Origin of the sequence: Arthrobacter sp. UC242_113 (assembly GCF_044054585.1) — a bacterium.
Classification (GTDB): Bacteria; Actinomycetota; Actinomycetes; order Actinomycetales; family Micrococcaceae; genus Arthrobacter.
This window is the reverse complement of sequence record NZ_CP171968.1, coordinates 4215526-4239026: the sequence shown is the minus strand read 5'-3', so window position 1 is coordinate 4239026 and position 23501 is coordinate 4215526. Positions and strand designations below refer to the sequence as shown.

The window sequence follows — 23501 nt, the reverse complement described above, 5'->3', positions numbered from 1 at the left end:
TACCGGCCTCTTCGCACTGGGCGGTGTTAGCGCCGGAAGGGGCAGGTCCGGGACCTAGTGGACCGGCTGCAGCCAGGTCAGCACTGAGCCGTCCTCCTCGATGTGTTCCGAAAGCTCCGCGTTGAACCGGGCGCCATAGTCGGCGCCGATGTGCTCCTGGAAGGCGGCATCGCCGTCGTACACCTCGAAGACGAAGTACTCCCGAGGGTTGGTTTCCCGGGTGTATGGCAGGAACAGTTGGTTGCCCGGCTCGCGGCGGACGTGCTCGGTCAGTTCGCGCATCATTTCCGCGACCCGGTCTTCGCTGCCGGGCTTGACGGTGAATTCTGCGTACAGCGTTTTCGTCATGGTTTTCCCCTCTTAAAGGTTCGGTGTGGGTGTTGAAATGCAGGCGGCACGAAGGTTGGCCGACTCAGCTCGGCGGGCGCAGTTCCCCTGATCCTCGCTCAATAAGTTCGGTGGGAACGACGTACGTCTTCGGGGCGCTGTCGTCGCCGTCGATCCGCGCCAGGAGCCGCTCGGCGGCGAGCTTTCCGATCTTCTCGGGGTGCTGCGCGATGACCGTAATTCCGGGTTCCATCATGTCCGCAAGGGTAAAGTCGTCGAACCCCACAAGCGCCACTTTCCTGCTGGCGCCGAGCTCCTTCAGGGCCCGCATAACTCCGAATGTGACGAGGTTCTGACTGGAGAAGATGGCCGTGGGCGGGTCCTCGGAATTGAGCAGCTCAACCGCCGCCCTGCGCGCCGACTCCTTGTCATGGAGGCCTTCGCGCACAGGGACCACGGACGTGGGAATGCCAGCCCGGCCCAGTTCTTCGATGAAGCCGCGCCGGCGCTCCCGGGCGGTCTGGATGTCGGTGCGGTCGCCAAGATAGGCGAGCTTCGTGTGACCCTGGGCGATCAGGTGGGCCGCAGCTCTCGCCGCTCCCACTGCGTTGTCCGTCACCACGGCGTCCGCCTCGATGCCAACGGGTTCACGGTCGATGAAGACCATGGGCAGGTCCCGTGAATGCTCCGGGATGACGTAGGACTGGCTCTTGGCAATGGGCGTCAGGACCAGTCCGTCCACGCGCCTGCCCAGGAAAGCCGCGACCAACGCCTTCTCTCGTTCGGGATCGTCGTCCAGGCTGGCCGCGAAGACCGCAATACCTCGGGCGGTCAAGGAGTCCTCCAGGGCGCGGTGAATCTCGCCGCTGAACGGGTTGGACACACTTGGCAGCAGGAGACCGATGGAGAGGGTCTGGCGGCCTGCACGGCGAAGGCTCCCCGCCGCCATGTCCAGCTGGTAATTGAGCTGCTGGGAGGCGCCAAGCACGCGCTGACGGGTTGCCTCGGACACCCCCGGTTCATCGTTCATCACCCGGGAGACGGTCTTGATGCCGACGCCTGCCAGTGCCGCGACGTGTCGCATCGTGGGCCGACTCTTCGTTGTCTCGGGCTGGTAACGATTAGACATCGTTGTCATTGATTGGTCCTTCATCATCGAATTTCTCTTGACTCTACCCTGTGAGCTTGATTACATGATGCATGACATCGTTGTCAGGCACCAGAAGTGCCACGAAACCAGGAGATTCAATGTTGAGTTCCAAAGCCCCGCGGACAGTCACCCACCGCTTGCTTGCCATCGGTGCCGTCCTGACCCTCGGCACGCTCAGCCTCACCGCTTGCGGCGGCAGTTCCCCCAGCACCTCGTCAACCGGGAGCTCCTCGGCCGAGAAGGTCGGCGTGTCCCTCATCGTGAAAACCACGTCGAACCCGTTCTTCGTTTCAATGCAAGACGGCGCAAAGAAGGCCGCCGAAGCCGACGGCGTGGACCTGAAGCTCGCGGCCGGCAAGGCTGACGGCGACGAAGAAACGCAGATCCAGGCGATCGAAAACGCAATCTCCAAGGGCGATAAAGGCATCCTGATCACGCCCAACGGCCCCTCGGTCGTCGATGCGCTGAAGAAGGCCAAGGACGCCGGCCTGTTTGTTATCGCCCTGGACACTCCGCCGGACCCCGCTGACGCCGCCGACATCACATTCGCCACCGACAACTTCGCCGCTGGCGAACTGATCGGCAAGTGGACCGCCGTGCAACTTGGCGGAAAGAAGGCCACCATCGCGCTGCTGGACCTGTTCGACGACAAGGTGGTCTCCGTGGACTACAACCGGGACCAGGGTTTCCTCAGCGGCCTCGGCATCGACACTGCGGACAAGAAGAAGAACGGTGACGAGGCCAAGACCGGCAAGTACACCGGCGGCAAGGGCGGCGACTACGAGATCGTGGGCAGCCAGGCAACCCAGGGCGCCGAGGACGGCGGCCGTACCGCCATGGAGACCCTCCTGGCCAAGAACCCGAACGTCAATGTTGTCTACACCATTAACGAACCTGCCGCGGCAGGCGCTTTCGAGGCGCTCAAGTCCGCAGGCAAGGAAAAGGACGTCCTGGTGGTTTCGGTGGACGGCGGCTGCTCCGGCGTCAACAACGTCAAGGCCGGCGTCATTGGTGCAACCGCCCAGCAGTACCCGGTCAAGATGGCGGAACTGGGCGTCAAAGCCATCGTTGACCTCGCCAAGACCGGCCAGAAGCCAGCCAATTCAGCAGGGCTGGACTTCTTCAACACCGGCGTAGAGCTCGTCACGGACAAGGCCGCGGACGGCGTCAAGAGCATCACAACGTCCGAGGCCGCCAAGATCTGCTGGGGCAAGTAGCCAGCCTGAGCCTCGCACCGCGGGAAGGTGCTGAAAATTCACTACCTTCCCGCGGTTCACAGCAGGAGAATTAATTGCCGAAGCAGCGGACGCCGCACCAGCCCCAGCCGAACCAGCCCCAGCAGGACCTTGAAGTTCAGGAGCAACAGTGACCCAGCAACAGACCGCCGGCCCGCCCGCAGCAGGGCATGCAGACCCGGCCGAGGAATTCCTCGACCGCCAGACCCCGCTCAGCCGAATCCGCAACATCCTCCACCGCTATCCAGCACTAAGCCCGGCCATTGTCCTGCTTGTTGCTGTGGTGGTCTTCGGGCTCCTCAATGAGAGGTTCTTGCGGGTCGAGAACCTGTCCCTGATCACGCAGCAGGTTTCGGTTGTGGGCACGCTCGCCATCGCCCAGACGCTCATCATCCTGACCGCCGGAATTGACCTCTCCGTCGGTGCGGTCATGATCCTGTCATCCATGGTGGTGGCGCAACTCGCCGTCGGCAGCGGCGTGCCCGCTCCGCTCGCTCTCCTCCTTGGCCTCGTCGTGGGGCTGGCAGCCGGGGCGCTGAACGGTTTCCTGGTCACCAGGTTCCGGCTCCCCCCGTTCATCGTCACGCTCGGAACGCTCAACATTTTCATCGCCGTGACGCTCCTCTACTCCGGCGGCTCCACCGTCCGCGGCTCCAGCATGCCCGGCCTGCTGACGTGGATGGGCAGCACGTTCCCGGTTGGCCCCGTGAGGATCTCCACCGGCGTGGTCATGATGCTCCTGCTCTACGTCGCGGTGGCGTTCATCCTCGGAAAGACCGCCTGGGGCCGGCACGTCTACGCGGTGGGCGATGACAAGGAAGCCGCCCGTCTGGCCGGTATCCCGGTGAACCGCGTCCTGATGAGCGTTTACCTTGCAGCGGGAGCCGTGCTGGCCGTCGGTGCGTGGATCCAGATTGGCCGCACGAACGCAGCCAGCCCCAACGCCGGCGTGGACCTGAACCTCGACTCCATCACCGCCGTCGTGATTGGCGGAACCAGCCTCTTTGGCGGTCGCGGCTCCATCTGGGGCTCCCTCCTCGGTGCGCTGATCGTCGGGGTGTTCCGCAACGGCCTCTCGCTGGCTGGCCTCGATGTGCTCTACCAGACCCTCGCCGTGGGCGTCCTCATCATCCTCGCTGTGTCCATCGACCAGTGGATCCGAAAGGTGAAATCATGACCGCCACAGAATTCCAGCCGGCGAAGACTGAGGTCCGCCAGCCCATCCTGCAAGCCAGGAACCTCGTCAAGACCTTCGGACGCGTCGTGGGCCTGGACGGCGTAAGCCTTGACCTCTACCCGGGCGAAGTTCTCGCGATCATCGGCGACAACGGTGCCGGAAAGTCCACGCTCATCAAGTGCCTCACCGGTGCCGAGGTCCCGGACTCGGGCGAGTTGTTCGTTTCCGGCCAGCCAGTCCACTTCAAGCGCCCGCAGGATGCCCGCGTCCATGGCATCGAAACTGTTTATCAGAACCTCGCGGTCTCACCGGCGCTCGACGTCGCCTCCAACCTGTTCCTGGGCCGCGAAGAGCGCGTTCCCGGACCGTTGGGAAGGATCTTCCGCGTCCTCGACACCAAAGGCATGCGGCGCAAAGCCAAGGAAGAACTGACCCGGCTTGGCATCTCGACGCTTCAGGACGTGACGGTGCCGGTGGAAAACCTGTCCGGCGGCCAGCGCCAGGCTGTCGCCGTGGCCCGCGCCGCGGCGTTCGGCTCCAAAGTGGTCGTGCTGGACGAACCGACGGCGGCCCTCGGCGTGCGGGAATCAAACCAGGTCCTGCAGCTGGTCCGGGACCTCCGCGACAGGGGCCTGCCGGTTATCCTGATCAGCCACAACATGCCGCATGTGTTCGACGTGGCAGACCGCATCCACATCCAGCGGCTCGGCAAGTGCGCGGCCACCATCACGCCGCAGTCGCACAGCATGACCGACGCCGTGGCAATCATGACGGGCGCCGCCACAGCCTGACCGGGCGGCTTCGTCCAGAACCCGGAACCCGGCGCTACCAAAAAGCGGCACCAAATCGCACCACCAGCAGCGCAGCACTCTCCACATCCGTCCGCGGGCCGAATCCGGCCCGCGGACGGCTCCCTGAAAGGCCCCACCGTGATCCCAACCTCCAACCCCGGAACCGGCACCCCCGGCAACGCGAACGCAGCAACTGCTTACCCAGGAGCCCACGCGGCAACCCCGGAAGTCATCGTCATCGGTGAAGCCCTGGTGGACGTCGTTGCGTCCGCCGACGGAACCGTCGAGCACCCGGGCGGATCGCCGTCGAACGTTGCCTACGGGCTGGGCCGGCTCGGCATCCGGACCGCACTCCTCACCTCGATCGGCGACGACCACCGCGGCCGGGCCATCGAGGCGCACCTGCAGCGTGCCGGCGTGGCGCTCCTGCCCGGTTCGAGGACACCGGGCAGAACGGCGACGGCCACGGCGACGCTGGGCGCCGACGGTTCCGCCACCTACGACTTCGACATCCGCTGGGAACTGCCGCCGGTGGCGCCGGCATCCCTGCCCAAGGTGCTCCACACCGGCTCCATCGCGACCTTCCTGGCTCCGGGCGCAGCAGCTGTCAGGACCCTCCTGGAGCAGTCGCACCGCGAATGCGTGGTCACCTACGATCCCAACATCCGCCCGGCACTGCTCGGCAGCCATGCCGAGGCCCGGACCATCTTCGAGGAGCTGGTACCGCTCACCGACGTGGTCAAGCTGAGCGACGAGGATGCCCACTGGCTCTATCCTGGCCTGCAGCTGGAGGACGCCGCGGCGCGGATCCTTGAGCTAGGTGCGGGGCTCACGGTGGTCACCCGTGGTTCCGAGGGGTCGCTGCTGGCTACTCCGGAGCTGCAGCTGGTGGTGCCTGCCGTCCGGTCCGCAGTGGCCGACACCATCGGCGCCGGGGATTCGTACATGGCGGCGCTCATCTACGGGCTGCTGGCACGCGGAACGGACGGCCTGGCGCCGGCAGTGCTGGAAACCCTGGGACGCACTGCCTCCAAGGCCGCCGCGATCACCGTGCGCCGCCCGGGAGCCAACCCTCCCACGGCGGCCGAACTCCTCGCGGACCTGCCGGAGGACGCGGCGGCCCCCGCAGCAGAAGAGGCGGCCCCCGCAGCCGTCGCCTAGGACAGCTGCTGCCTGCCGGCCCCTACCCCGGAATGCTGGGCACGCCTTCGATTTCGGCCGGGATGTGGTTATCAGCGGGCTCCGGGCGAAGCTGGGCAACTAGGCGAAGCTGAGATCGCGGTGGTGATTGTTGGGCTCTTCCTGGCCACTGCCGAGGCGGTCACGCCGGCTGTGGCGGGGCTGGCGGGAGGAGTCACCATCGGACTCGTGGCCAGCCGCATGTTCCGGCTGGAATGGGACCGGGCCGCCAGGACCGTGGTGGGCATTAGATGTCCTTGGCGTCATCATCCTGGTGGCCTACATCGTCTTCAGTATCTTCCGCAGCCGCATCGTGGCCTTGTGGGTGCCGGCGGACATCGTGAAGCTGTGCAGCCTGGCCGTGATGGACGGACTCATGCTGGGCCAGATGGTTGGCACGGTGGGCGGGCTGAAGGAACTCTATAAGCGGATCGCGGCAGACGCGGGCTGAGGCGCGGAGCAGGAAGCAACCCGGCTAGGAGGCTGCGGCCTTCCGGCGCCCAAGCAAGGACGCCGCACCCCACAGCGCCAGGAATGCCGCCACCAGCAGCAGCCCTGCATCGCCCAGATCGATGGCGCCCAGCCAGGCGGTGAGAGGGTCCTTCAGCCCGAAGGCCGCGTTGAAGAATCCGCCGAGGGTTATCACCGCAACGAATAGCGCGGAGAGGGCCGAGAGCCCGGTGATGACGGCGTTGAAGCCAAGTTTGCGCAGGGGATCGTGGATGGCCGACCTGTACATCCGCATCATGGCAATGCCGTTCGTGGTGTCGCACAGGGTCATGGCGGCGGTGAACGAGAGCGGAAGTGCCAGCAGCGCGACAGGTGAAACGCCAGCCAAGGAGGCCGCCGTCGTCATCACCAGGAGCCCAATGGTGGTGGCGGTATCGAAACCGAGCCCGAACAGGAAACCGATCACGTACACGTTCCTGGGCCGCCGCACCTTTGAGAGCGGCCGGGCCAGAAGGCGTGCCACAAAGCCCTTGGCTTCGAGCTCCTCCGGCAGCACCGTTCCCCCGCCCCGAACCCTCCGGTAGGACCTCGCGGCACCGAGAAATGCCGACCCGTTGAAGAGCCCCATGGCCAGCAGGAACAGGCCGGAAACCCCGCTGCCAATCAGCCCCAGAATCAGGTTCCCGGTGCTGCCATCGGTCATGAACCTGCCTATCAGCGACACCCCGGAGACCACCAGGGCCCCGGCCAGGATCACCACCGAACTGTGCCCCAGGCTGAAGGCGAATCCCACACTGGTGGGATCCTGCCGCTGCGCCACGAATTTCCGGGTGGAGTTGTCGATCGCGGCGATGTGGTCCCAGTCGTAGCTGTGCTTGATGCCGGCCAGGTACGCCGTAAGCACCAGTCCGAACGCCAGCGGCTGCCCCGACGCGGCAGTACCGGTGACCAGAAGAACGACGGCGGCAAGGTGCAGGATGCCCACCGCGGAAAAGGTGGCCAGCAGGCGCGTCCGGAGCGGCAACTGCTCCCGCTCACGGTACATGGCGGCGAACTGAGTCAAGGTAGTCATCAGTACTTCCTCAGGTTCAGGGGCGCCTGGCCGTACCAGCGTTGACGGAGAAGGCCACTGCAGCCACCCAGTAGCGTATTGAGTTTTTCGGTGCTGTTCGACAGGGACCGGAGCACCAGTGCCGTGATGCCGTCCATTGTGGCACTGAGCGAGATTCCTGTGTAGGCGTCGGACTTTTCCGCCAGTTGGTGCAGTTCGTCGGCGAGCGCCTGGTCCACGCGCGCGTCCACCACCACCAGCGAACCCAGATGACTGTAGCCCCCCATGAAGCCCGTGCCGGTGATGTCGTCGAGGGACGGGCGGATCAGCAGGTTGTCCAGGGCGAGCAGCCTGGTGCCCCCGTCCGTTTGCACGTGGATCTCGTTGCGGAGGCGCAGCTCCTCGTACCGGAATGAGGCCCCGTCCGGTGACCACCCCGGCGTGATCACCTCGGCCATCACCAGGCTCGACGTCGGCCGCACCGTGATGTGCGTGTTCTGCCGGTAGCTGGCCTCCCGGTAGGCGATGACCTGGTCCGGCGCCAGCTCCAGCCGCGAACCTTCGCCCAGCCGGACGGTCATCCGCTGCTCGGCAAACGACTCCGGGGTCCGGTAGATCTTCGTCGCGGACTGGGTAGTAAGCAGCAGGTCAGCCCCGTCTTCCACCTCCACGTCGACAACGTAAAGGTCTGCCCCCAAATACGCCCCGCCAGGATTGACGACGACGTAGCAAACCTGCCCGGACTCATCCAAATAGTGCGGCCGCAGTACGCGCAGCGCCCCTTCGTGAAATTGCCGGGACGCAATGGAACGTCCTCCACGTTCTCTGATGACGAGCTCAAGCACACCGTAAGGCGGCCTGACAGCAGAGGCGGCGGAGCCGGATGAAGGGGGCCGCGGCGTGGCGGGCCGCGTGGGGGGGCCCACTGCCGCGAAGGCCCCGACTCGAGCTTGCGAGAGTTGGGAGCGGTTGGGGACGGGCACGGCCCCCTTCATCCGGTGAAGCCGCCGGCGCGACGCTCGTCGTCGTGCTCATTGCGCCAAATCGAGCATCAGGACGTCGTGCCGGATCCATTCGATGACGTGCTCGAGGCCTTCGTCCGTTTTGAGGTTCGTGAAGCAGAACGGCTTGGCGCCGCGGAATTCCTTGGAGTCGCGTTCCATCACGGCTAGGTCGGCGCCGACGTGCGGGGCGAGGTCTGTCTTGTTGATGATGAAGAGGTCGGACTTGATCATGCCCTGTCCGGCCTTACGGGGGATCTTCTCGCCCTGCGCAACGTCGATGATGTAGATCGAGAAGTCCACCAGCTCGGGACTGAAAGTGGCGGAGAGGTTGTCGCCGCCGGATTCCACGAAGATCACCTGCAGGTCGGGGTGCCGCTGCTTCAGCTCCTCGATGGCGGCCGTGTTCATGGACGTGTCTTCGCGGATGGCGGTGTGCGGGCAGCCGCCGGTTTCGACGCCGATGATGCGGTCCTCCGGCAGGATGCCGTTGGCGGCCAGGATCTTCGCGTCCTCGATCGTGTAGATGTCGTTGGTGATGGCGGCCATGGAGATCTCCGCGCTCATGTGGCGGGTGATCCGTTCCACGAGCTGGGTCTTTCCGGCGCCGACGGGGCCGCCGACGCCGATCTTGATGGGTTCAGTCATGCTGTCCTCCTTTGATTCCAAAGCGCAGTTAGCTCATGAACATGCGGGCACGCTGGCGTTCATGCCTCATCTGCGAAATTTCCAGTCCGGGGCTGACCGCCCCGAAGTCGTCCGGCGTGAGGCGGGCGGCCCGCTCGACGGCGGCAGCAACGGCGTCGTGCGCGTTCCGCAGCACCCGCTGGCCGGCGTTCTGCCCGAGCGGGATGGCCCGGACGGCGTTCTGCGTCAGGGAGGTGACGGCGGCGAACAGGTAGGCGGCGGTCGCCTCCGCCTGCGGTACCCCCAGAGAACGGGCGACGACGGCGAACGCCAGCGGCTGATGGCCGGCGGCCCGGCCCCCACTCACCAGCGCACGGTACTCCGACAGCTCGGGAGAGGGAAACACTTCGGCGCCGATCTCGATCAACCGCCCACCCATCTTGATGCTGGCCTCACGAACCTGCCGCGCCAAAAGCTGAGCAGTAAGCAACCCATCCAACTCAAGGACAGAAACCCCCTCATACAAAAACCGGATAGCCAAGGCATCCGAATAAGTCAGCTGCTGCCCCAAAAACGCAGCCAGCCACACCCCGAAGGACTCCTCATCATGAATGACCCCCCGCTCGATATAGGTCTCAAACCCAAGCGAGTGCGCAAAAGCCCCAGTAGGCAAGGCGGAATCAGTAAGCTGCCTAAGCGCCAGCTGGTAGCTAGTGGCTGTGTTCAGCATGGCGGAAAGGCACTGGCAGGACGCGTTCCTGGCGGCGGTAGGGCGCTCCGACGTGTTTGAGGTAGTCCTCGACGGTGTGGTCGTACTGGCACACCATGACTTCGGCGCCGTACTCGGACGACGCGTCGAAAAACTGCGCCTGAAGGTGCCGGTTGCCGAGGGAGTGGGCCACGACGCCCATCTCGTGGATGGAACGCGGTGCGATCACCAGGACGTCGGTGGGCAGCACGGAGACCACGATCATGTTGGTTTCGGCCATGTGCAGCACGTCGCCGTCGCGGAGGTCAGCCGATCCTGCAGGAAGCCTGATGCCGATCTCATTGCCGTGGTCTGTGGTGACGCGCTGGATCCGTTTGACCAGTTGCCCGCTCGGCAGCACCACTTTCTCCCGGTGCAGGCCGGAGTAGGATCCGGCAGGCTGGTCGCGCAGGTTGCCGAGGACTTTCTCGATGATCATCTACATCTCCTAGAAGAGGAAGTACCGCTGCGCCATGGGCAGTACGTCGGACGGTTCGCAGGTGACGTTTTCCCCGTCCACAGTCACCGTGTACGTCTCCGGGTCCACCTGGATATCTGGTGTGGCGTCGTTGTGCTTCAGGTCCGCCTTGGTCAGGGTCCGGATGCCGGAGACCGGCCGGATGACCTTCTCCAGGCCCAGTTCCTCCGGCACGCCGGCGTCAATGGCCGCCTGGGAGAGGAAGGTGATGGACGACTGCTGCAGCGCCTTTCCGTGGGCGCCGAACATTGGCCGCATGGTGCGCGGCTGGGGTGTGGGGATGGAGGCGTTGGCGTCGCCCATCAGGGCGTAGGCAATCTGGCCGCCTTTGATAACCAGTTCGGGCTTCACGCCGAAGAACGCCGGATCCCAGAGCACCAAGTCGGCGAACTTCCCCTCCTCGACGGAGCCGATGGAATCAGCCATGCCCTGGGCGATGGCCGGGTTGATGGTGTACTTCGCCACGTAGCGCTTCAGCCGGAAGTTGTCACCCTCCGTGCCGGAGCCGGATGCTGCACCGTGGGCGGCGCCGGCGGGGTCCTTCAGGACGCCGCGCTGCCTCTTCATCTTGTCCGCCACCTGCCAGGTGCGGGTGATCACCTCACCTACACGCCCCATGGCCTGGGAGTCCGATGACGTGATGGCGAAGATGCCCAGGTCCTGCAGGACGTCCTCCGCCGCAATGGTCTCCGCCCGGATGCGGGAATCGGCGAAAGCCACGTCCTCCGGAATGTCCGGGTTGAGATGGTGGCACACCATGAGCATGTCCAGGTGCTCCTCGATGGTGTTCCGCGTGTAGGGCAGCGTTGGGTTCGTGGAGGCTGGAAGCACGTTCGGCAGGCCGGCGATCCTGATGATGTCCGGTGCGTGCCCTCCCCCGGCGCCTTCGGTGTGGAACGTGTGAATGACACGCCCGTCGATGGCGCGGATAGTGTCCTCCACGAAGCCGCACTCATTCAGCGTGTCTGTGTGGATGGCCACCTGGACGTCATACTCGTCCGCAACCTTCAGTGAGGTGTCGATCGAGGACGTGGTGGAACCCCAGTCCTCGTGGACCTTCAGGCCCACCGCACCAGCACGGATCTGCTCGGCCAACGGTTCGACGGCGGAAGCGTGCCCCTTGCCGAACAGCCCGATGTTGACGGGAAACCCCTCGGCGGCCTGCAGCATGCGGTGGATGTGCCATTTTCCCGGGGTGACGGTGGTGGCCTTGGTGCCTTCGGCCGGTCCGGTGCCGCCGCCTACCATGGTGGTCACCCCGCTGCACAGGGCCGTGGCCACCTGGTCTGCGGAGATGAAGTGGATGTGGGTGTCCACTCCCCCGGCGGTGAGGATCTTGCGCTCCCCCGCGATGATCTCTGTGCTGGCGCCGATGACAATGTCCACGCCGTCGGCAATCTGCGGGTTTCCGGCCTTGCCGATCCGAAAGATGTGGCCGTCCTTCAGTGCCACATCCGCCTTGTAGATGCCGGTGTAGTCCAGCACCACAACGTTGGTGATGACGGTGTCCGGAACGCCGCCGTCAGGGCCTCCGTCCCGGGTGGCCTGGCCGTTCTGGCCCATGCCGTCCCGGATGACCTTGCCGCCGCCGAAGACCACTTCCTCGCCGTAGTTCGTGAGGTCCTTCTCGATCTCGAGGAACAGATCGGTGTCGGCGAGACGGATGGCGTCGCCCGTCGTCGGGCCGTATAGGTCCGCGTACTGCCTGCGGGACAACTCGAAACTCATCGGTCACCCCCGTCCCGGTCTGTGCCGCCCTGGCCGGCGCCGTCGCCAAGACTGCCGTTCACTGCGTTGCTCAGGCCGTAGACTCCCCGGCTTCCGGCCAGCCTGATCAGCCTGACCGTCCTCCCGTCGCCCGGTTCGAACCGTGCTGCGGTACCTGCGGGAATGTCCAGGCGCCGCCCGTGGGCGGCGCCGCGGTCGAATTCCAGCGCCGGGTTCGCCTCCGCGAAGTGGTAGTGCGAGCCCACCTGCACGGGACGGTCACCGGTGTTGAGAACAACGACATCGACCGCCTCGCGGCCGGCATTAATCACCAGCGGTTCGGGACGCAGGACGTACTCTCCGGGAATCACGGCGCCCCTATCGGATGGGATTGTGGACGGTGACGAGCTTCGTGCCATCAGGGAAGGTGGCCTCGATCTGGACATCGTGGATCATCTCCGGCACGCCCTCCATGACGTCGTCGCGGCCGAGCAGCGTGGTGCCGTAGCTCATGAGCTCAGCCACGGTGCGGCCGTCCCGGGCGCCCTCGATCAGCTCATAGCTGATGATGGCCACGGCTTCCGGGTAGTTCAGTTTGAGCCCGCGCTCCTGGCGCCTGCGGGCGAGGTCGGCGGCGACCACGATCATGAGCTTTTCCTGCTCACGGGGCAGCAGATGCATGAGGATCCCTTCAACGGCCTGCGGGTCGGCGTGGGACCCAGACTAGGCCCAGTTCGTTTCCACCACGTTTCAGGAGTGCGGATCCGGCCCTCAGCGGGCGCCGCTGAGCCGGGCGAGGATCTCATCGCTCGACTGGACCGGCTGGCGGTACGTGGTGGACAGGATGCGCAGCATGTCCTTGGCATCCTGGCTGTCCTCCGACGCCATGGCGTCCTCCGCGTACGTAACCCGGATGTTGTGGGCGAAGGCGTCCGCTCCGGTCTGGGCGATGCAGTTGTGCGTCGAGACCCCGGCCAGCACCACTTCGTCGGCGCCCCAGTTCCGCAGCCGGGACAGCAGGTTGGTGCCAATAAAGGCGCTGTCCCGCGTCTTGCTCAGCTGCGGTAGGCCGTCGGTGGCGAGGCCGGGCACAGCCTCCGCCTGCTCACTGCCGCGGAAAATGAAGCCTTGGTCGTCATCAAGCATGCTCAGCGTCCACGTTGATTTGTCGCGCTCGTGCTCGGTGCCAACCAGCAGCGCCTTGTGTCCGCTGGAGGTGAAGCCCTCCAGCAGCCTGTTGCAGGAGGCGACCAGCCGCTCCCGCTGTGCTGCCAGTTCCGGCGCTTCGAAATACGCGTTCTGCATGTCGATGACGAGCAGGGCAATCATGGATCCATCTTTCCTTCCGCTGCCGATGCCGGTGATGTACCCGTTTGCGGCACCTGCGAAACCCCGGCCGCGGGGGCCGAGGCACGGATCCTCAGTTCGAATTCTGCTTCCACATGCACCCCGAAAGCGGCGTTCCCGCTACCTTCGATCCGGTCAATCAGCAGCTGGACGGACCGCTCGGCAATCTCGTTCATGCCGGGAGCAACAGTGGTCAGCGACGGGGACGAGAACCGCGCCTCATCGATGTCGTCGAACCCGGCCACGGCTGCGTCCTCCGGCACCCTTACCCCGCGGAGCAGCAGTTCGTGCAAGGCGCCCAGGGCCAGGGCGTCATTCAGTCCAAAGACGGCGTCGAACAGCTCGCCGCCCTCGAGCAGCCTGGCCACCGCGGAGGCACCCCCGTCACGGCGCCAATCCGCAGGCACAATCAGTGCCGGGTCAAAGTCGACTCCCGCCTCGGCCAGCGCCTCCCGGTATCCCGCCAGCCGAAGGCCGGGCGAACCGGCACGGTCCCCGGGGGATGCACCGATCACCGCGATACGACGACGGCCTCCCGCCAGCAGGTGGGCTGTCATGGCCTTGGCCGCGCCCACATTCTTCATGGTGACCTGGTCGAACCGGGGGTCGTCGATGTGTTCGCCGAGCATCACGAGGGGTTTGGTTCCGCGCCGGGCAACGGCCACAGCGTCCGCGTCGAGCACCAACGGAGTGAAAAGGAGCCCGTCCGTCAGCTGGCTCAGCGATCCCTGCAGGGCAGTAAGCTCGTTGGCCCGGGTTGCCGCCGACTGCTCTACCAGGACGCGGTAGTCCCGGGCTGCTGCCACGGTCATAAGCCGGGAAGCGAGCTCTGCGTAATACGGCACGGAAAGGTCGGACACCACCAGGCCCAGCATGCGGGACTTTCCGGACCTCAGGCTTCGTGCGGTCAGGTTGGCCTCGTACCCGAGCTCGGCGATGGCGTCCAGCACTTTCTGCCGGGTGGCAGGCCTGATGAACTCATAGTTGTTGAGCACGTTCGACACGGTTTTCAGGGAAACTCCGGCCGCGCGCGCAACATCGTTCATTGTCACAGCCATGCATACCCCCTTCACGGCGCACTTTTCCTCCGGGCCTATCTCTTAGCTACATTCCTCTCAGCTACATCGTTGCAGACTGCAGGCCGCCCCGCCCGTCAAGAATTTCCCAAGGTGGGTACCCCACTCTTTCTGCAAGGTCTCTTGGCTCTGGGGCCAGGCAACGGCGCCTGGCCCCAGCGACAACCGGCGGTGTCCTCTAAGCGGCGGCCACTGGCGGGACCGGTCCGGGCAAACAGTGACCTCCTTAGCGTAAAGCGGCGGCCACCATCTGGGGCGGCAACCAAGTGGCGCGGCAGGACAGGATGGGGAACGTTGCGGCAGAAGGGGGCCGAATTGTTGCAGGGTGCAGGGGGGTCCATAGGAGGCTTACCCCCGTCAGAACGGCAGTTTGCTCTTGTGGTTTCCCATCATGCCCGCTCACCGTACCGGGGTTCTATTCCCGGGTACGGAAACGGGGGTCCCGAACCGGTTGGCGACGAGGAAGGTCGGGGATCCGGCCTTGAGTTCCTGGCCCGGCTCGGTTCGGGACCCCTCCGTATTACCTCGGGCGTGATTGCGGACGTGGACGGCGTTGCCGGAGCAGTGGTGCTCGCCACGTGCAACCGGTTCGAAGTCTATTGCGACGTCGCTCCCGCCGCGGATCCGGACGTCATCAGGAAGCGCGTGCTGCGTGTCATAAGCACATGTTCAGGTGTTTCCCCTTACGAACTCGACCGGGCCCTGGATTGCCTGACAGGCACCGCCATGACTGAGCATCTTTTCTCGGTGGGCGCCGGCCTTGACTCGGCAGTGGTGGGCGAACGCGAAATCGCCGGGCAACTGCGCCGGTCGCTGGCCTCCGCACAGGAGGACGGAACGGCCAGCGGCGCCCTGGTCCGGCTCTTCCAGGCGGCCTCCCGTGCCGCCCGGGAAGTTGGATCGCTGACGGCCCTGGGCGGGGCCGGCCGCTCCATGGTGTCCGTTGCGCTGGACCTGGCCCAATCCAAGCTCGGAGCCCCATCCAAGGGAGCCCCATCCAAGCTCGGATGCCAGGACCTTTCCGGGCTGTCCGTGGTGGTCATCGGCACCGGGGCCTACGCCGGTTCTACCCTTGCGCTTCTGGCGGCAAGGGCGTGTTCTGCGGTGTCCGTGTTTTCCTGGTCCGGACGGGCCGAGGCCTTCGCGTCAGCCCGGGGCGCCACCGGCCTGACCGCCGAGGACCTGCCCGCTGCCGTCAGTCGAGCGGATGTGGTGATCGGCTGCAGCGGCCGCGGCCCCAGGCTCAGCTCCGCGGACTTTCGGAGCTTCCGGCAGGGCGCTGCCGCCCCGCTCGTCGTCGTCGATCTCGCCCTGAGCCGGGACTTTGAGCCGGAAGTAGGCGAACTGCCCGGGCTTGACCTCATCACGCTGGAGCATGTGCGGCTGGCCTCGCCGCGTGAACAAACCGACGTCGTCCGGCAGGCCGGTGAGCTTGTCCGGCAGGCCGCCGTGAGGTTTGAGGAGGACCGGCAGTCACGGCTTCTGGATCCGGCGATCGTAGCGCTGCGCGGACACATGCATTCGGTACTGGCTGATGAAGTGGCGCGGGTGAAGAACCAGCACGGCTGCACGGCCACGGCGGAAGCGGTGGAATTCGCCCTGCGGCGGGTGGTGCGGCAGCTCCTGCATGTGCCCACCTCGCGGGGGCGCGAACTGGCGGCAGCCGGCCGGCAGGACGAGTACACCGCTGCCCTTGAAACACTGTTCGGGCTGGACGTGACGGCAGGCCTCGAAGCCCCGGCGGCAGCGAATGGCGCATACCCGACCGCGGAAACCAGCCCGCAGGGCTGCCCGGCCCGGGAGGGTCACGACCGCCAGGCAGCGGAGGACGCCCTGCCGGCAGCGAGTTAGCCGCCTTTTTGTCCGATAACCCCGCAAATAAAAAATCCCCGGATTCCTGTTGCCAGGAATCCGGGGATTTTCCACTCTTCGCTAAAAGAGTGGGCCCTGTGGGGATCGAACCCACGACCCACGGATTAAAAGTCCGATGCTCTACCAACTGAGCTAAAGGCCCAAACTGCCTACTGGAATGCTGGCCACAAAGCCTGCAAACGCGAAACAGTTCCAGTCCATTTCTGAACGTTTAATACTGTACCCCAGACGGTGGCGACTTCAGCACGGCGCCCCGCCGCCGCCGTCGAACGTGTCTTTGCCGGGAGGCAGCAAGGAGTTCAGGTATCCAAAGGATGCCGTTTCCGGGAAATGCGGGCGCTGAAAGGACGCTCGATTCCGGTTCCCTGCAGGAGTAGCGTGGGACCATGAGCCAGAACGCAGGAACCAGCGGCCCGGGCGGGGCGGAGCGGCACCACAAACCGAAGCCTTTTGCGCCCATTGATTTCGAACCTTTCGCAGGCGGCGCCGACCCGGCGCGCGTCTCGGAAGCTGCGCATCTGGCCGCCCAGGCCCTGGTGCGCCACGGGCGGGACAGCGATGATCCCGTCATCACCAAACGGCTGGTCAAGCTGGCCGACGAGCAGGGCCTTGAGGCGATAGCGGAGATGTGGGCGGAAAGCCCGGCCCGCTCGCTGCCCGGCGCGCTGTGGCGACTGTACGCCCTTCGTGCGGCAACGGTGCAGGATCCCGAGCGCATCTCCGTTTATTTCAAGGCCGGCAAGGACACCGCCCAGGTCTCCCATGTGGTGGCCGGCGCGGCTGAGCCGCCGGGCGCCGATGAAATGAAGACCATGGCGGACGCGATCCTGTCCGGGGCCTTCGACGGCGAGTTCGACGTTGCACTGGAGCGCTCTGCCGCTTTTTGCCGCGTGGTGGCGCTCGGCCAGGCCACGCTCGCGGACGGCGCGGAGCATTCGAACGAGAGCCACGCACGCAAACTGACGCGCAACTCCCACCTGCTCGTAAAGACCGCAGAGGACCTGGAACACGCCGCCAACGCCTGGCGGTTGGGTGAGCTTGACTGACCCATCAGGCCCGATCTGTCAATGTTGACTTGACCCAGCCAAAGTAGAAGACTGAAATCGGTGCCGAACCGCGAAACCCCCGGGCTTCAACATTTAGCCGCCTAGAGCGGCCTACCGCCGAGAGGCGTATCCGGTTCGGCACCATTTTTATGCCCCAACGCAGGTGCCGGTAAAGTACTGACTAGCTGCGGCTCGGACGTCAAGTCAAGAATTCCGCGGCGTCCCGCCCTGACGATCCTCCGGAGACCGGTACTCATGAAGCTGCGCCTTTTTCCCCAGGAGCCCGCAGGCCTGAACCTTCTTTCGCAGCTGGCCCGGCAGATCGTTTTTGCCAGCGCTACCATGGCGGAAATCCTGGGCGCACCGCCCTCCGAGCACCACCGGCTGGTGGAGGACATGCACAACCACGAGGCGAAGTCGGCCGAGCTGCACTTCGCCCTTTTGACGCACATGCGCACCAGCTTTGTGAATCCGCTCCCCCGCGAGGACATGTATGCCCTTTCGCAGAGCCTGAACGAAGCAATTGAAAAGCTCGACGCCGCGGCCGAGTTGGTGGCGCTCTACAACCTGGACCGGCTGCCCAAGCGTGCGGCCGACCAGCTGGAGATCATCAGCCGCCAGGCGGAGCTGACGGCTGACGCCATGCGCCGGCTGAACAACCTGGACGACCTTGAGGACTACTGGATCGAGGTTCTGCGCCTGGCCAAGCGGGCCGAGCGCACGCACCGCGTCTGGGTGGCGGACATGCTCAAGGACATGAAATCCGCCCAGTACGCCCGCAACAGGGACATCGCCAACCAGCTGGTCGAGGTCACCAAGGACATGCGCCGGATCGCCACCCAGGTGGGCAGCATCATCGTCAAGGAATCCTGAGGGTGACGCTGTTCATCTTCGCCCTGGTGGTGCTCCTCACCGCGGCGTTTGCCTTCATCAACGGCTTCCGGGATGTGTCCACGTCCGTAGCCCTGGCCGTGCGCACGCGGGCTTTGACCCCGACCATCGCTGTCCTGCTGGCCGCGCTTTTCAACCTCATCGGTGCCTTTCTCAGCGCCGGGCTGGCCGTGGCCATCAGCCAGAACTGGGTGGCCCTCCCTCCCGGGACTAGCGGTTTGACCATCATCGCCGCCGGCCTCGCCAGCGCGTGCGCCTGGGGTATTTTCCTGTGGTGGCGAGGCGTTCCCTCCTCCTCCACGCATGCCCTGGTGGGCGGACTCGCGGGCGCCGGAACCGCCAGCGCGGTGGTGGGCGGTCACTCGGTGGGCGGCGTGGACCAGTCACTGCTCTTTCAGGTGGTCCTTCCCTTGGCTCTCTCGCCAGTTGTAGCCTTCATCGCCGCCTACCTGCTGGTCTTTCCCGTCACCTGGGCCGCGCGCTACACCCAGCCGAGCGTGGTCAACAAGCGTTTCCGGGCGGCGCAGTCCATCGCGGCCGGGGCCGTGGCCTTTGGCCACGGCTTGCAGGACGGCCAGCGGGTCAGCGCAGTGCTCATTTTGGCGCTGCTGGCCGCCGGCTATTCCGACGGCGGATCGCTTCCAATGTGGGTGGCGCTGCTGTCCGCAGTGATGATCACGGTGGGCACGCTGTTCGGCGGCTGGCGCATCTCGCACACCATCGGCTACCGGCTCACCCGGATCGACCCGCTGCGCGGCGTGGTGGCCCAGGGCTTTAGTGCCCTCCTGCTGTTTATTGGCGCCATCGGGCTGCATTGGCCCGTGTCCACCACCCACACAGTCACGTCCGCCGTGCTCGGCGCAGGGGAAAACCAGCAGTTCGCCACCAGCCACCGCAAGCTGGTGACCCGGATCCTGTCGCTGTGGGTCCTGACGCCGGCAGCCACCGCCGCGGGCGCCTTCGTCTTGGAGCTGGCGCTCTCCCCGCTGATCGGCATCTAAAATCGACTGCTCCGCAAGTGCCATTCTGAGCGTTCATAAGGGCAGTTACGGAGCAATCGACGGGGTAGGCGGTTGGGCCCACGCCGCCAGGGTTCCCTGACCGAGCTTGCGAGGTTAGGGTGGCGGTGGGGATTATCCGAAGCGGCCGGAGACGTAGTCCTCGGTGGCCTTCTGGCTCGGGTTGTTGAAGATGGTGCTGGTCTCGGCGAACTCGATGAGCTTGCCCGGCTTTCCTGTGCCGGCGATGTTGAAGAACGCCGTCTTGTCCGAGACGCGGGCCGCCTGCTGCATGTTGTGGGTCACGATCACCACGGTGTACTGGTCCTTGAGCTCGTTGATGAGGTCCTCGACGGCCAGGGTGGAGATCGGGTCCAGAGCGGAGCACGGCTCGTCCATGAGGATCACCTGCGGCTCCACGGCAATGGCGCGGGCGATGCACAGGCGCTGCTGCTGGCCGCCGGAGAGTCCCGAACCCGGCTTCTCCAGGCGGTCCTTGACCTCGTTCCAGAGGTTGGCGCCGCGGAGCGAGCGCTCCACCAGGGCATCGGCCTCGCCCTTGGAGATCTTCTGGTTGTTCAGTTTCACGCCGGCCAGGACGTTGTCCCGGATGGACATGGTGGGGAACGGGTTGGGCCGCTGGAACACCATGCCGATCTGGGAGCGCACCGTCACCGGGTCCACCCCGGGGCCGTACAGGTTGTCGCCGTCGAGCAGGACTTCACCCTCGACCCGGGCTCCGGGCAGCACCTCATGCATGCGGTTGAGCGTGCGCAGGAAGGTGGACTTGCCGCAGCCCGAGGGGCCGATGAAAGCCGTGACGGACTTGGCTTCGATGTTGATGCTGACGTCTTCCACGGCCAGGAAATTGCCGTAGTACACGTTCAGGTCTTTGACGTCGATGCGCTTGGACATGATGTTCCTTTAACTTGCTGGTATGAAATGAAGTCTAGATCCCGGCTTCCCGGGCCGAAATATGGCCCGGTATGGCCGGTCCGGCCTAGCGGCGGCCTGTCTTCGGCGCGAAGACCCGGGCAATCAGGCGGGCGCCGAGGTTGAGCAGCATCACGAGGATGATGAGAACCAGGGCCGCACCCCATGCCCGCTGCGACGACGGATCGGGGTTGGACGGGGAGGTGGGGTTTAGGATCTGCGTGTAGATGAAGGTGGGCAGGGACGCCATCCACCCGCCGAACACGTTGTTGTTGATGCTCGTGGCAAACCCTGCGGTCACCAGGATGGGGGCGGTCTCGCCGATGACCCGGGCGATCGCCAGGGTGACGCCGGACGCAATGCCGGAGATAGCCGTCGGAATGACCACCTTGAGGATGGTCCGCCACTTGCGGACGCCCAAGGCGTACGCTGCCTCGCGGAGCTCGTTGGGCACGATCTTCAGCATCTCTTCGCTGGAGCGCACCACCACCGGGATCATAAGCACGGACAGCGCGACGGCGGCGACGGCGCCGGTTTTGGTGCCGGGCCCCACCACCGCGAAGAAGAACGCGGCAGCGAAGAGGCCGGCCACGATGGACGGGATGCCGGTCATGACGTCCACAAAGAACGTGATGGCGCGGGCCAGCGGGCGGTCGTTGCCGTACTCGACAAGGTAGATGGCCGTCAGCAGTCCCACCGGAACTGAGATCACGGTGGCCAGCAGGGTGATCTGCAGGGTGCCGACGAGCGCGTGGTAGATGCCGCCGATAACCGGCCCGGTGCCTTCTGCCGCCCGGTTGTCGAACACGCCGGTGACGCCGTTCATCGACGTCCCCAGGAAGCCGGGGTTGAGCAGGCCCGGGATGCCGTTGGCCATGACCGTCCAGATGACGGAAATCAGCGGGAGCAGCGCCACGAGGAAGGCGCCCACCACCAGGCAGGTGGCCAGCTTGTCCTTGGCCTTGCGTGAGCCCTCGACGGCGGCGCTCCAGCCGACGAGTCCTGCGGCGAACAGGATGGCCGAGACCACTCCCCAGCCGAAGGCGTTGAAGCCGATCAGGGCAAGGATGGCGGCCCCGAGGACCAGTGCCACGCCCAGGACCACGTAAGGGGCGTACTTTGGCAGCTGGCCCTTGGTCAGGGCTGACCGCTTGCGGACCGGGGTCAGGGTGGAGGTCATTTAGTTGGCTCCCGAGAATTCTTTGTGCCGGCTGATGATCCACCGGGCGATCATGTTGACGGCGAGGGTGATCACGAACAGGACCAGGCCCGCGGCAATCAGGGTGCTCACCTTGAGGCCGCTGGCCTCGGGGAAGTTCAGCGCGATCTCGGCGGCGATGGTCTGGTTGCCGGACTGGATCAGGCTGGCGGTGAGTGCGCCGGAGGACAGCACGAGCGCCACAGCCATGGTTTCACCCAGGGCGCGGCCGAGGCCCAGCATGACGGCACTGATGATGCCCGGTCGGGCGAAGGGCAGCACCGACATCTTGATCATTTCCCAGCGTGTGGCGCCCAGTGCGAGGGCTGCTTCCTCGTGCAGCTTGGGGGTCTGGAGGAAGATCTCGCGGGACAGCGACGTGATGATGGGGATCACCATGACGGACAGCACGATGCCGGCGGTCAGAATGGTTTTGCCGGTGGCGGAGGCGGGTCCCTGGAAGATGGGCAACCAGCCCATGTTCGCGGCGAGCCAGCCGTACGCGGGCGAAATCTGGGGGGGCCAGGAAGGCCGCACCCCAGGCGCCGTAAACCACGGAGGGGATCGCGGCGAGCAGGTCAATCACGTAGCCGAGGCCGGATGCGAGGCCGCGCGGGGCGAAGTGCGAGATGAAGAGGGCCACTCCGATGGACACCGGCGTGGCGATGGCCAGGGCGATGATGGCGGCAATGAGGGTGCCGACGACGATCGGCCAGATGTAGGCGAAGAAGCCCTCGCCGCCCTGGATGTCCGCGGCGGGGGCCGTGAAGGCGGGAATCGCCTGGATGACGAGGAAGAGCGCCACGCCGAACAGTACGGCAAGGATCAGGCAGCCTGCCGCCAGGGCCGCTCCGGAGAAGACTTTGTCCCCGGCGCGGCCGGCGCCTCGGGAACTGGTCAGGGAGGTGGTGGTCATACCCGGCCCTTCGGTGTTGGTGGTGCAGAAATGTGGATCGTGCTGAAACCGCGCTTTACACGGCTAAGTTCCCCGCCCTGCCTGGCGGCTGGGCGGGGAACCTCGGCGAACAGGTGAGTCGTTACGACTTGACCTTGATGGTTTCGATGGCCTTGACGGCCTTCTCGGCCAGGGTGGCGGAGATCGGAGCCGACTTGGCGGACTCGGCGGCGGCCTTCTGGCCCTCTTCGGACACTACGTAGGTCTCGAAGGCCTTGACCAGGTCCACGGTTTCCTGCTTGTCGTAGGTGGAGCAGACGATGTGGTAGGAAACCAGGACCACCGGGTAGGCGCCGGCCTCGGTGGTGGTGCGGTCGAGCTTGATGGCACCGCTGGTGTCAGCGCGGCCTTCAACAGGCTTGCCGGCGTCGACTGCCTTGGAAGCAGCTTCCGGGGAGATCTTGACGAACTCGGAACCGACCTTGATCTGGGCGATGCCCAGCTTGCCGCCAACGGCGGAGTCGTCGGCGTAGGCCACGGCGCCCGGGGTGTCGGTGACGGTCTTGACGACGCCGGACGTGCCCTTGGCGTTCTCGCCCTTGAGGGATGCAGGCCAGATGCCGTCGGCCTTGTCCTTCCAGACATCGGGAGCCGCAGCGGAGAGGTACTCGGTGAAGTTCTTGGTGGTGCCGGAGTCGTCAGAGCGGCTCACCGGGGTAACGGCGAGGTCCGGGAGCTTGGCGTCCGGGTTCAGCGCTGCGATGGCGGGGTCGTTCCACTTGGCGATCTCGCCGCGGAAGATCTTGGCCGCGGTGGGGGCGTCCAGCTTCAGCTCGGTGATGTCCGGCAGATTGAAGGCAATGGCGATCGGCGAGATGTAGACGGGGATCTCGATGGCACCCTCCGGGCCGCACACCTTCTTGGCCGCGGCCAGTTCCTCATCCTTCAGGTAGGCGTCGGAACCGGCGAACTGAGCCGAACCGTCGACGATCGCCTTGCGACCGGCACCGGAGCCGTCCGGGGAGTACTGCACGGTGGCGCCTTGGTTCGCGGAGGCGAAGTTGGTCTTCCACACATCCATGGCCGCGCCCTGTGCGGAGGAGCCGATGCCGGTCAGGGTGCCGGTGACCTTGGTGCCGGCGGCGGAGGCGCTGCCTGCCGGTGCGGTGCCCGTGGCGTTGTCTGAACCACAGGCGGTGAGCGCGAGTGCGCCAGCGGCGATAACAGCGATTGCCGCGTGGCGGCCGAAGCGGAGTGCCTTCACTGGGTGTACCCCTTCCAGGGTTTCTGATGCGGTGCGGACCGGAGACGTCCGTACGTGAGA

At 65.6% G+C, this 23501-nt stretch carries 24 protein-coding genes, 1 tRNA gene and 1 pseudogene; 9 read left to right on the top strand and 17 right to left on the bottom strand.

The window, feature by feature from the left end; all coding sequences use genetic code 11:
• Positions 1–54 precede the first annotated feature (54 nt).
• Both ACHMXB_RS19310 and ACHMXB_RS19305 read right to left on the bottom strand, forming a co-directional pair.
• Positions 55–348 carry a putative quinol monooxygenase gene (locus ACHMXB_RS19310; RefSeq protein ID WP_395401036.1) on the bottom strand — a complete coding sequence of 98 codons (294 nt, stop codon included), beginning with the start codon at positions 346–348 and terminating at the stop codon, positions 55–57.
• Positions 349–412: 64 nt separating this feature from the next.
• On the bottom strand, positions 413–1411 hold the full coding sequence (locus ACHMXB_RS19305) for a LacI family DNA-binding transcriptional regulator (RefSeq protein WP_395401034.1): 999 nt from the start codon (positions 1409–1411) through the stop codon (positions 413–415).
• 164 nt (positions 1412–1575) lie between these two features.
• Between ACHMXB_RS19305 and ACHMXB_RS19300 the strand changes: the two genes are divergently transcribed.
• The 5 genes from ACHMXB_RS19300 (at position 1576) to ACHMXB_RS19280 (ending at position 6310) form a co-directional block, all read left to right on the top strand.
• On the top strand, positions 1576–2694 hold the full coding sequence (locus ACHMXB_RS19300; protein ID WP_395401032.1) for a substrate-binding domain-containing protein: 1119 nt from the start codon (positions 1576–1578) through the stop codon (positions 2692–2694).
• A gap of 148 nt (positions 2695–2842) precedes the next feature.
• The gene (locus ACHMXB_RS19295) at positions 2843–3889 is read left to right on the top strand and encodes an ABC transporter permease (protein ID WP_395401030.1); all 1047 of its coding nucleotides are present in this window, start codon (positions 2843–2845) and stop codon (positions 3887–3889) included.
• On the top strand, positions 3886–4680 hold the full coding sequence (locus ACHMXB_RS19290) for an ATP-binding cassette domain-containing protein (protein ID WP_395401028.1): 795 nt from the start codon (positions 3886–3888) through the stop codon (positions 4678–4680). Before ACHMXB_RS19295 ends, ACHMXB_RS19290 begins: the two co-directional genes overlap by 4 nt.
• A 138-nt stretch (positions 4681–4818) precedes the next feature.
• Positions 4819–5841 carry a carbohydrate kinase gene (locus tag ACHMXB_RS19285; protein WP_395401026.1) on the top strand — a complete coding sequence of 341 codons (1023 nt, stop codon included), beginning with the start codon at positions 4819–4821 and terminating at the stop codon, positions 5839–5841.
• Between the two features lie 292 nt (positions 5842–6133).
• Positions 6134–6310 carry a hypothetical protein gene (locus ACHMXB_RS19280; protein WP_395401024.1) on the top strand — a complete coding sequence of 59 codons (177 nt, stop codon included), beginning with the start codon at positions 6134–6136 and terminating at the stop codon, positions 6308–6310.
• 24 nt (positions 6311–6334) lie between these two features.
• On the opposite strand, the gene ACHMXB_RS19275 is transcribed toward ACHMXB_RS19280, so the two are convergent.
• From ACHMXB_RS19275 to ACHMXB_RS19230, 10 genes are all read right to left on the bottom strand, one after another.
• On the bottom strand, positions 6335–7381 hold the full coding sequence (locus ACHMXB_RS19275) for a HoxN/HupN/NixA family nickel/cobalt transporter (RefSeq protein ID WP_395401022.1): 1047 nt from the start codon (positions 7379–7381) through the stop codon (positions 6335–6337).
• Positions 7381–8166 carry an urease accessory protein UreD gene (locus ACHMXB_RS19270; protein ID WP_395405352.1) on the bottom strand — a complete coding sequence of 262 codons (786 nt, stop codon included), beginning with the start codon at positions 8164–8166 and terminating at the stop codon, positions 7381–7383. Before ACHMXB_RS19270 ends, ACHMXB_RS19275 begins: the two co-directional genes overlap by 1 nt.
• A gap of 225 nt (positions 8167–8391) precedes the next feature.
• The gene (ureG, locus tag ACHMXB_RS19265) at positions 8392–9009 is read right to left on the bottom strand and encodes an urease accessory protein UreG (RefSeq protein ID WP_395401020.1); all 618 of its coding nucleotides are present in this window, start codon (positions 9007–9009) and stop codon (positions 8392–8394) included.
• 28 nt (positions 9010–9037) lie between these two features.
• Positions 9038–9718: an urease accessory protein UreF gene (locus tag ACHMXB_RS19260; RefSeq protein ID WP_395401018.1), complete on the bottom strand. Its 681-nt coding sequence runs from the start codon at positions 9716–9718 to the stop codon at positions 9038–9040.
• Positions 9699–10175 carry an urease accessory protein UreE gene (gene ureE / locus ACHMXB_RS19255; protein WP_395401016.1) on the bottom strand — a complete coding sequence of 159 codons (477 nt, stop codon included), beginning with the start codon at positions 10173–10175 and terminating at the stop codon, positions 9699–9701. The genes ACHMXB_RS19260 and ureE overlap by 20 nt, the downstream gene beginning before the upstream one ends.
• Positions 10176–10184: 9 nt before the next feature.
• Entirely contained in the window at positions 10185–11942 is a 1758-nt protein-coding gene (gene ureC / locus ACHMXB_RS19250) for an urease subunit alpha (protein ID WP_395401014.1), read from the bottom strand.
• A complete protein-coding gene (locus ACHMXB_RS19245) occupies positions 11939–12292 on the bottom strand; it encodes an urease subunit beta (protein WP_395401012.1) in 354 nt (117 codons plus the stop codon). Before ACHMXB_RS19245 ends, ureC begins: the two co-directional genes overlap by 4 nt.
• Before the next feature lie 7 nt (positions 12293–12299).
• Positions 12300–12602, bottom strand: a complete 303-nt coding sequence (locus ACHMXB_RS19240) for an urease subunit gamma (protein WP_395401010.1) — start codon at positions 12600–12602, stop codon at positions 12300–12302.
• Positions 12603–12692: 90 nt separating this feature from the next.
• Positions 12693–13250 (bottom strand): cysteine hydrolase family protein, encoded by a 558-nt coding sequence (locus ACHMXB_RS19235; RefSeq protein WP_395401008.1) that lies wholly within the window; start codon positions 13248–13250, stop codon positions 12693–12695.
• Complete coding sequence (locus ACHMXB_RS19230) at positions 13247–14326, bottom strand: LacI family DNA-binding transcriptional regulator (protein WP_395401006.1); 1080 nt, start codon at positions 14324–14326, stop codon at positions 13247–13249. The genes ACHMXB_RS19235 and ACHMXB_RS19230 overlap by 4 nt, the downstream gene beginning before the upstream one ends.
• 507 nt (positions 14327–14833) lie before the next feature.
• Here ACHMXB_RS19230 and ACHMXB_RS19225 point away from each other — a divergent pair.
• Positions 14834–16195: a glutamyl-tRNA reductase gene (locus tag ACHMXB_RS19225; RefSeq protein WP_395405350.1), complete on the top strand. Its 1362-nt coding sequence runs from the start codon at positions 14834–14836 to the stop codon at positions 16193–16195.
• 90 nt (positions 16196–16285) lie between these two features.
• On the opposite strand, the gene ACHMXB_RS19220 is transcribed toward ACHMXB_RS19225, so the two are convergent.
• Positions 16286–16358 (bottom strand) — tRNA-Lys (locus tag ACHMXB_RS19220).
• A 244-nt stretch (positions 16359–16602) separates the two neighbouring features.
• Between ACHMXB_RS19220 and ACHMXB_RS19215 the strand changes: the two genes are divergently transcribed.
• The 3 genes from ACHMXB_RS19215 to ACHMXB_RS19205 all read left to right on the top strand — a co-directional run bounded on the left by ACHMXB_RS19215 (position 16603) and on the right by ACHMXB_RS19205 (position 19154).
• Positions 16603–17262, top strand: coding sequence for a hypothetical protein (locus ACHMXB_RS19215; protein WP_102972823.1), 660 nt, complete (start codon positions 16603–16605; stop codon positions 17260–17262).
• A 255-nt stretch (positions 17263–17517) separates the two neighbouring features.
• Positions 17518–18135 carry a DUF47 domain-containing protein gene (locus ACHMXB_RS19210; protein ID WP_395401004.1) on the top strand — a complete coding sequence of 206 codons (618 nt, stop codon included), beginning with the start codon at positions 17518–17520 and terminating at the stop codon, positions 18133–18135.
• Positions 18136–18137: 2 nt separating this feature from the next.
• Positions 18138–19154 (top strand): anion permease, encoded by a 1017-nt coding sequence (locus ACHMXB_RS19205; RefSeq protein WP_395401002.1) that lies wholly within the window; start codon positions 18138–18140, stop codon positions 19152–19154.
• Positions 19155–19286: 132 nt separating this feature from the next.
• Here the strand turns inward: ACHMXB_RS19205 and pstB are convergent, their stop codons facing one another.
• From pstB to pstS, 4 genes and pseudogenes are all read right to left on the bottom strand, one after another.
• Positions 19287–20066 (bottom strand): phosphate ABC transporter ATP-binding protein PstB, encoded by a 780-nt coding sequence (gene pstB / locus ACHMXB_RS19200; RefSeq protein ID WP_003799400.1) that lies wholly within the window; start codon positions 20064–20066, stop codon positions 19287–19289.
• Between the two features lie 85 nt (positions 20067–20151).
• A complete protein-coding gene (gene pstA, locus ACHMXB_RS19195) occupies positions 20152–21264 on the bottom strand; it encodes a phosphate ABC transporter permease PstA (protein WP_395401000.1) in 1113 nt (370 codons plus the stop codon).
• Positions 21265–22198 (bottom strand): annotated as a pseudogene (pstC, locus tag ACHMXB_RS19190) (phosphate ABC transporter permease subunit PstC).
• A 121-nt stretch (positions 22199–22319) separates the two neighbouring features.
• Positions 22320–23441, bottom strand: a complete 1122-nt coding sequence (pstS, locus tag ACHMXB_RS19185; RefSeq protein ID WP_395400998.1) for a phosphate ABC transporter substrate-binding protein PstS — start codon at positions 23439–23441, stop codon at positions 22320–22322.
• Between the last annotated feature and the right edge of the window lie 60 nt (positions 23442–23501).

What these genes read in the sequence shown, in the direction of transcription:
- ACHMXB_RS19310 (WP_395401036.1), bottom strand. Translation starts at nt 348, where the DNA reads ATGACGAAAACGCTGTACGCAGAATTCACCGTCAAGCCCGGCAGCGAA.
- ACHMXB_RS19305 (WP_395401034.1), bottom strand. Translation starts at nt 1,411, where the DNA reads ATGCGACACGTCGCGGCACTGGCAGGCGTCGGCATCAAGACCGTCTCC.
- ACHMXB_RS19300 (WP_395401032.1), top strand. Translation starts at nt 1,576, where the DNA reads ATGTTGAGTTCCAAAGCCCCGCGGACAGTCACCCACCGCTTGCTTGCC.
- ACHMXB_RS19290 (WP_395401028.1), top strand. Translation starts at nt 3,886, where the DNA reads ATGACCGCCACAGAATTCCAGCCGGCGAAGACTGAGGTCCGCCAGCCC.
- ACHMXB_RS19275 (WP_395401022.1), bottom strand. Translation starts at nt 7,381, where the DNA reads ATGACTACCTTGACTCAGTTCGCCGCCATGTACCGTGAGCGGGAGCAG.
- ureG (WP_395401020.1), bottom strand. Translation starts at nt 9,009, where the DNA reads ATGACTGAACCCATCAAGATCGGCGTCGGCGGCCCCGTCGGCGCCGGA.
- ACHMXB_RS19260 (WP_395401018.1), bottom strand. Translation starts at nt 9,718, where the DNA reads ATGCTGAACACAGCCACTAGCTACCAGCTGGCGCTTAGGCAGCTTACT.
- ureE (WP_395401016.1), bottom strand. Translation starts at nt 10,175, where the DNA reads ATGATCATCGAGAAAGTCCTCGGCAACCTGCGCGACCAGCCTGCCGGA.
- ureC (WP_395401014.1), bottom strand. Translation starts at nt 11,942, where the DNA reads ATGAGTTTCGAGTTGTCCCGCAGGCAGTACGCGGACCTATACGGCCCG.
- ACHMXB_RS19240 (WP_395401010.1), bottom strand. Translation starts at nt 12,602, where the DNA reads ATGCATCTGCTGCCCCGTGAGCAGGAAAAGCTCATGATCGTGGTCGCC.
- ACHMXB_RS19235 (WP_395401008.1), bottom strand. Translation starts at nt 13,250, where the DNA reads ATGATTGCCCTGCTCGTCATCGACATGCAGAACGCGTATTTCGAAGCG.
- ACHMXB_RS19230 (WP_395401006.1), bottom strand. Translation starts at nt 14,326, where the DNA reads ATGGCTGTGACAATGAACGATGTTGCGCGCGCGGCCGGAGTTTCCCTG.
- ACHMXB_RS19215 (WP_102972823.1), top strand. Translation starts at nt 16,603, where the DNA reads ATGAGCCAGAACGCAGGAACCAGCGGCCCGGGCGGGGCGGAGCGGCAC.
- ACHMXB_RS19210 (WP_395401004.1), top strand. Translation starts at nt 17,518, where the DNA reads ATGAAGCTGCGCCTTTTTCCCCAGGAGCCCGCAGGCCTGAACCTTCTT.
- pstB (WP_003799400.1), bottom strand. Translation starts at nt 20,066, where the DNA reads ATGTCCAAGCGCATCGACGTCAAAGACCTGAACGTGTACTACGGCAAT.
- pstA (WP_395401000.1), bottom strand. Translation starts at nt 21,264, where the DNA reads ATGACCTCCACCCTGACCCCGGTCCGCAAGCGGTCAGCCCTGACCAAG.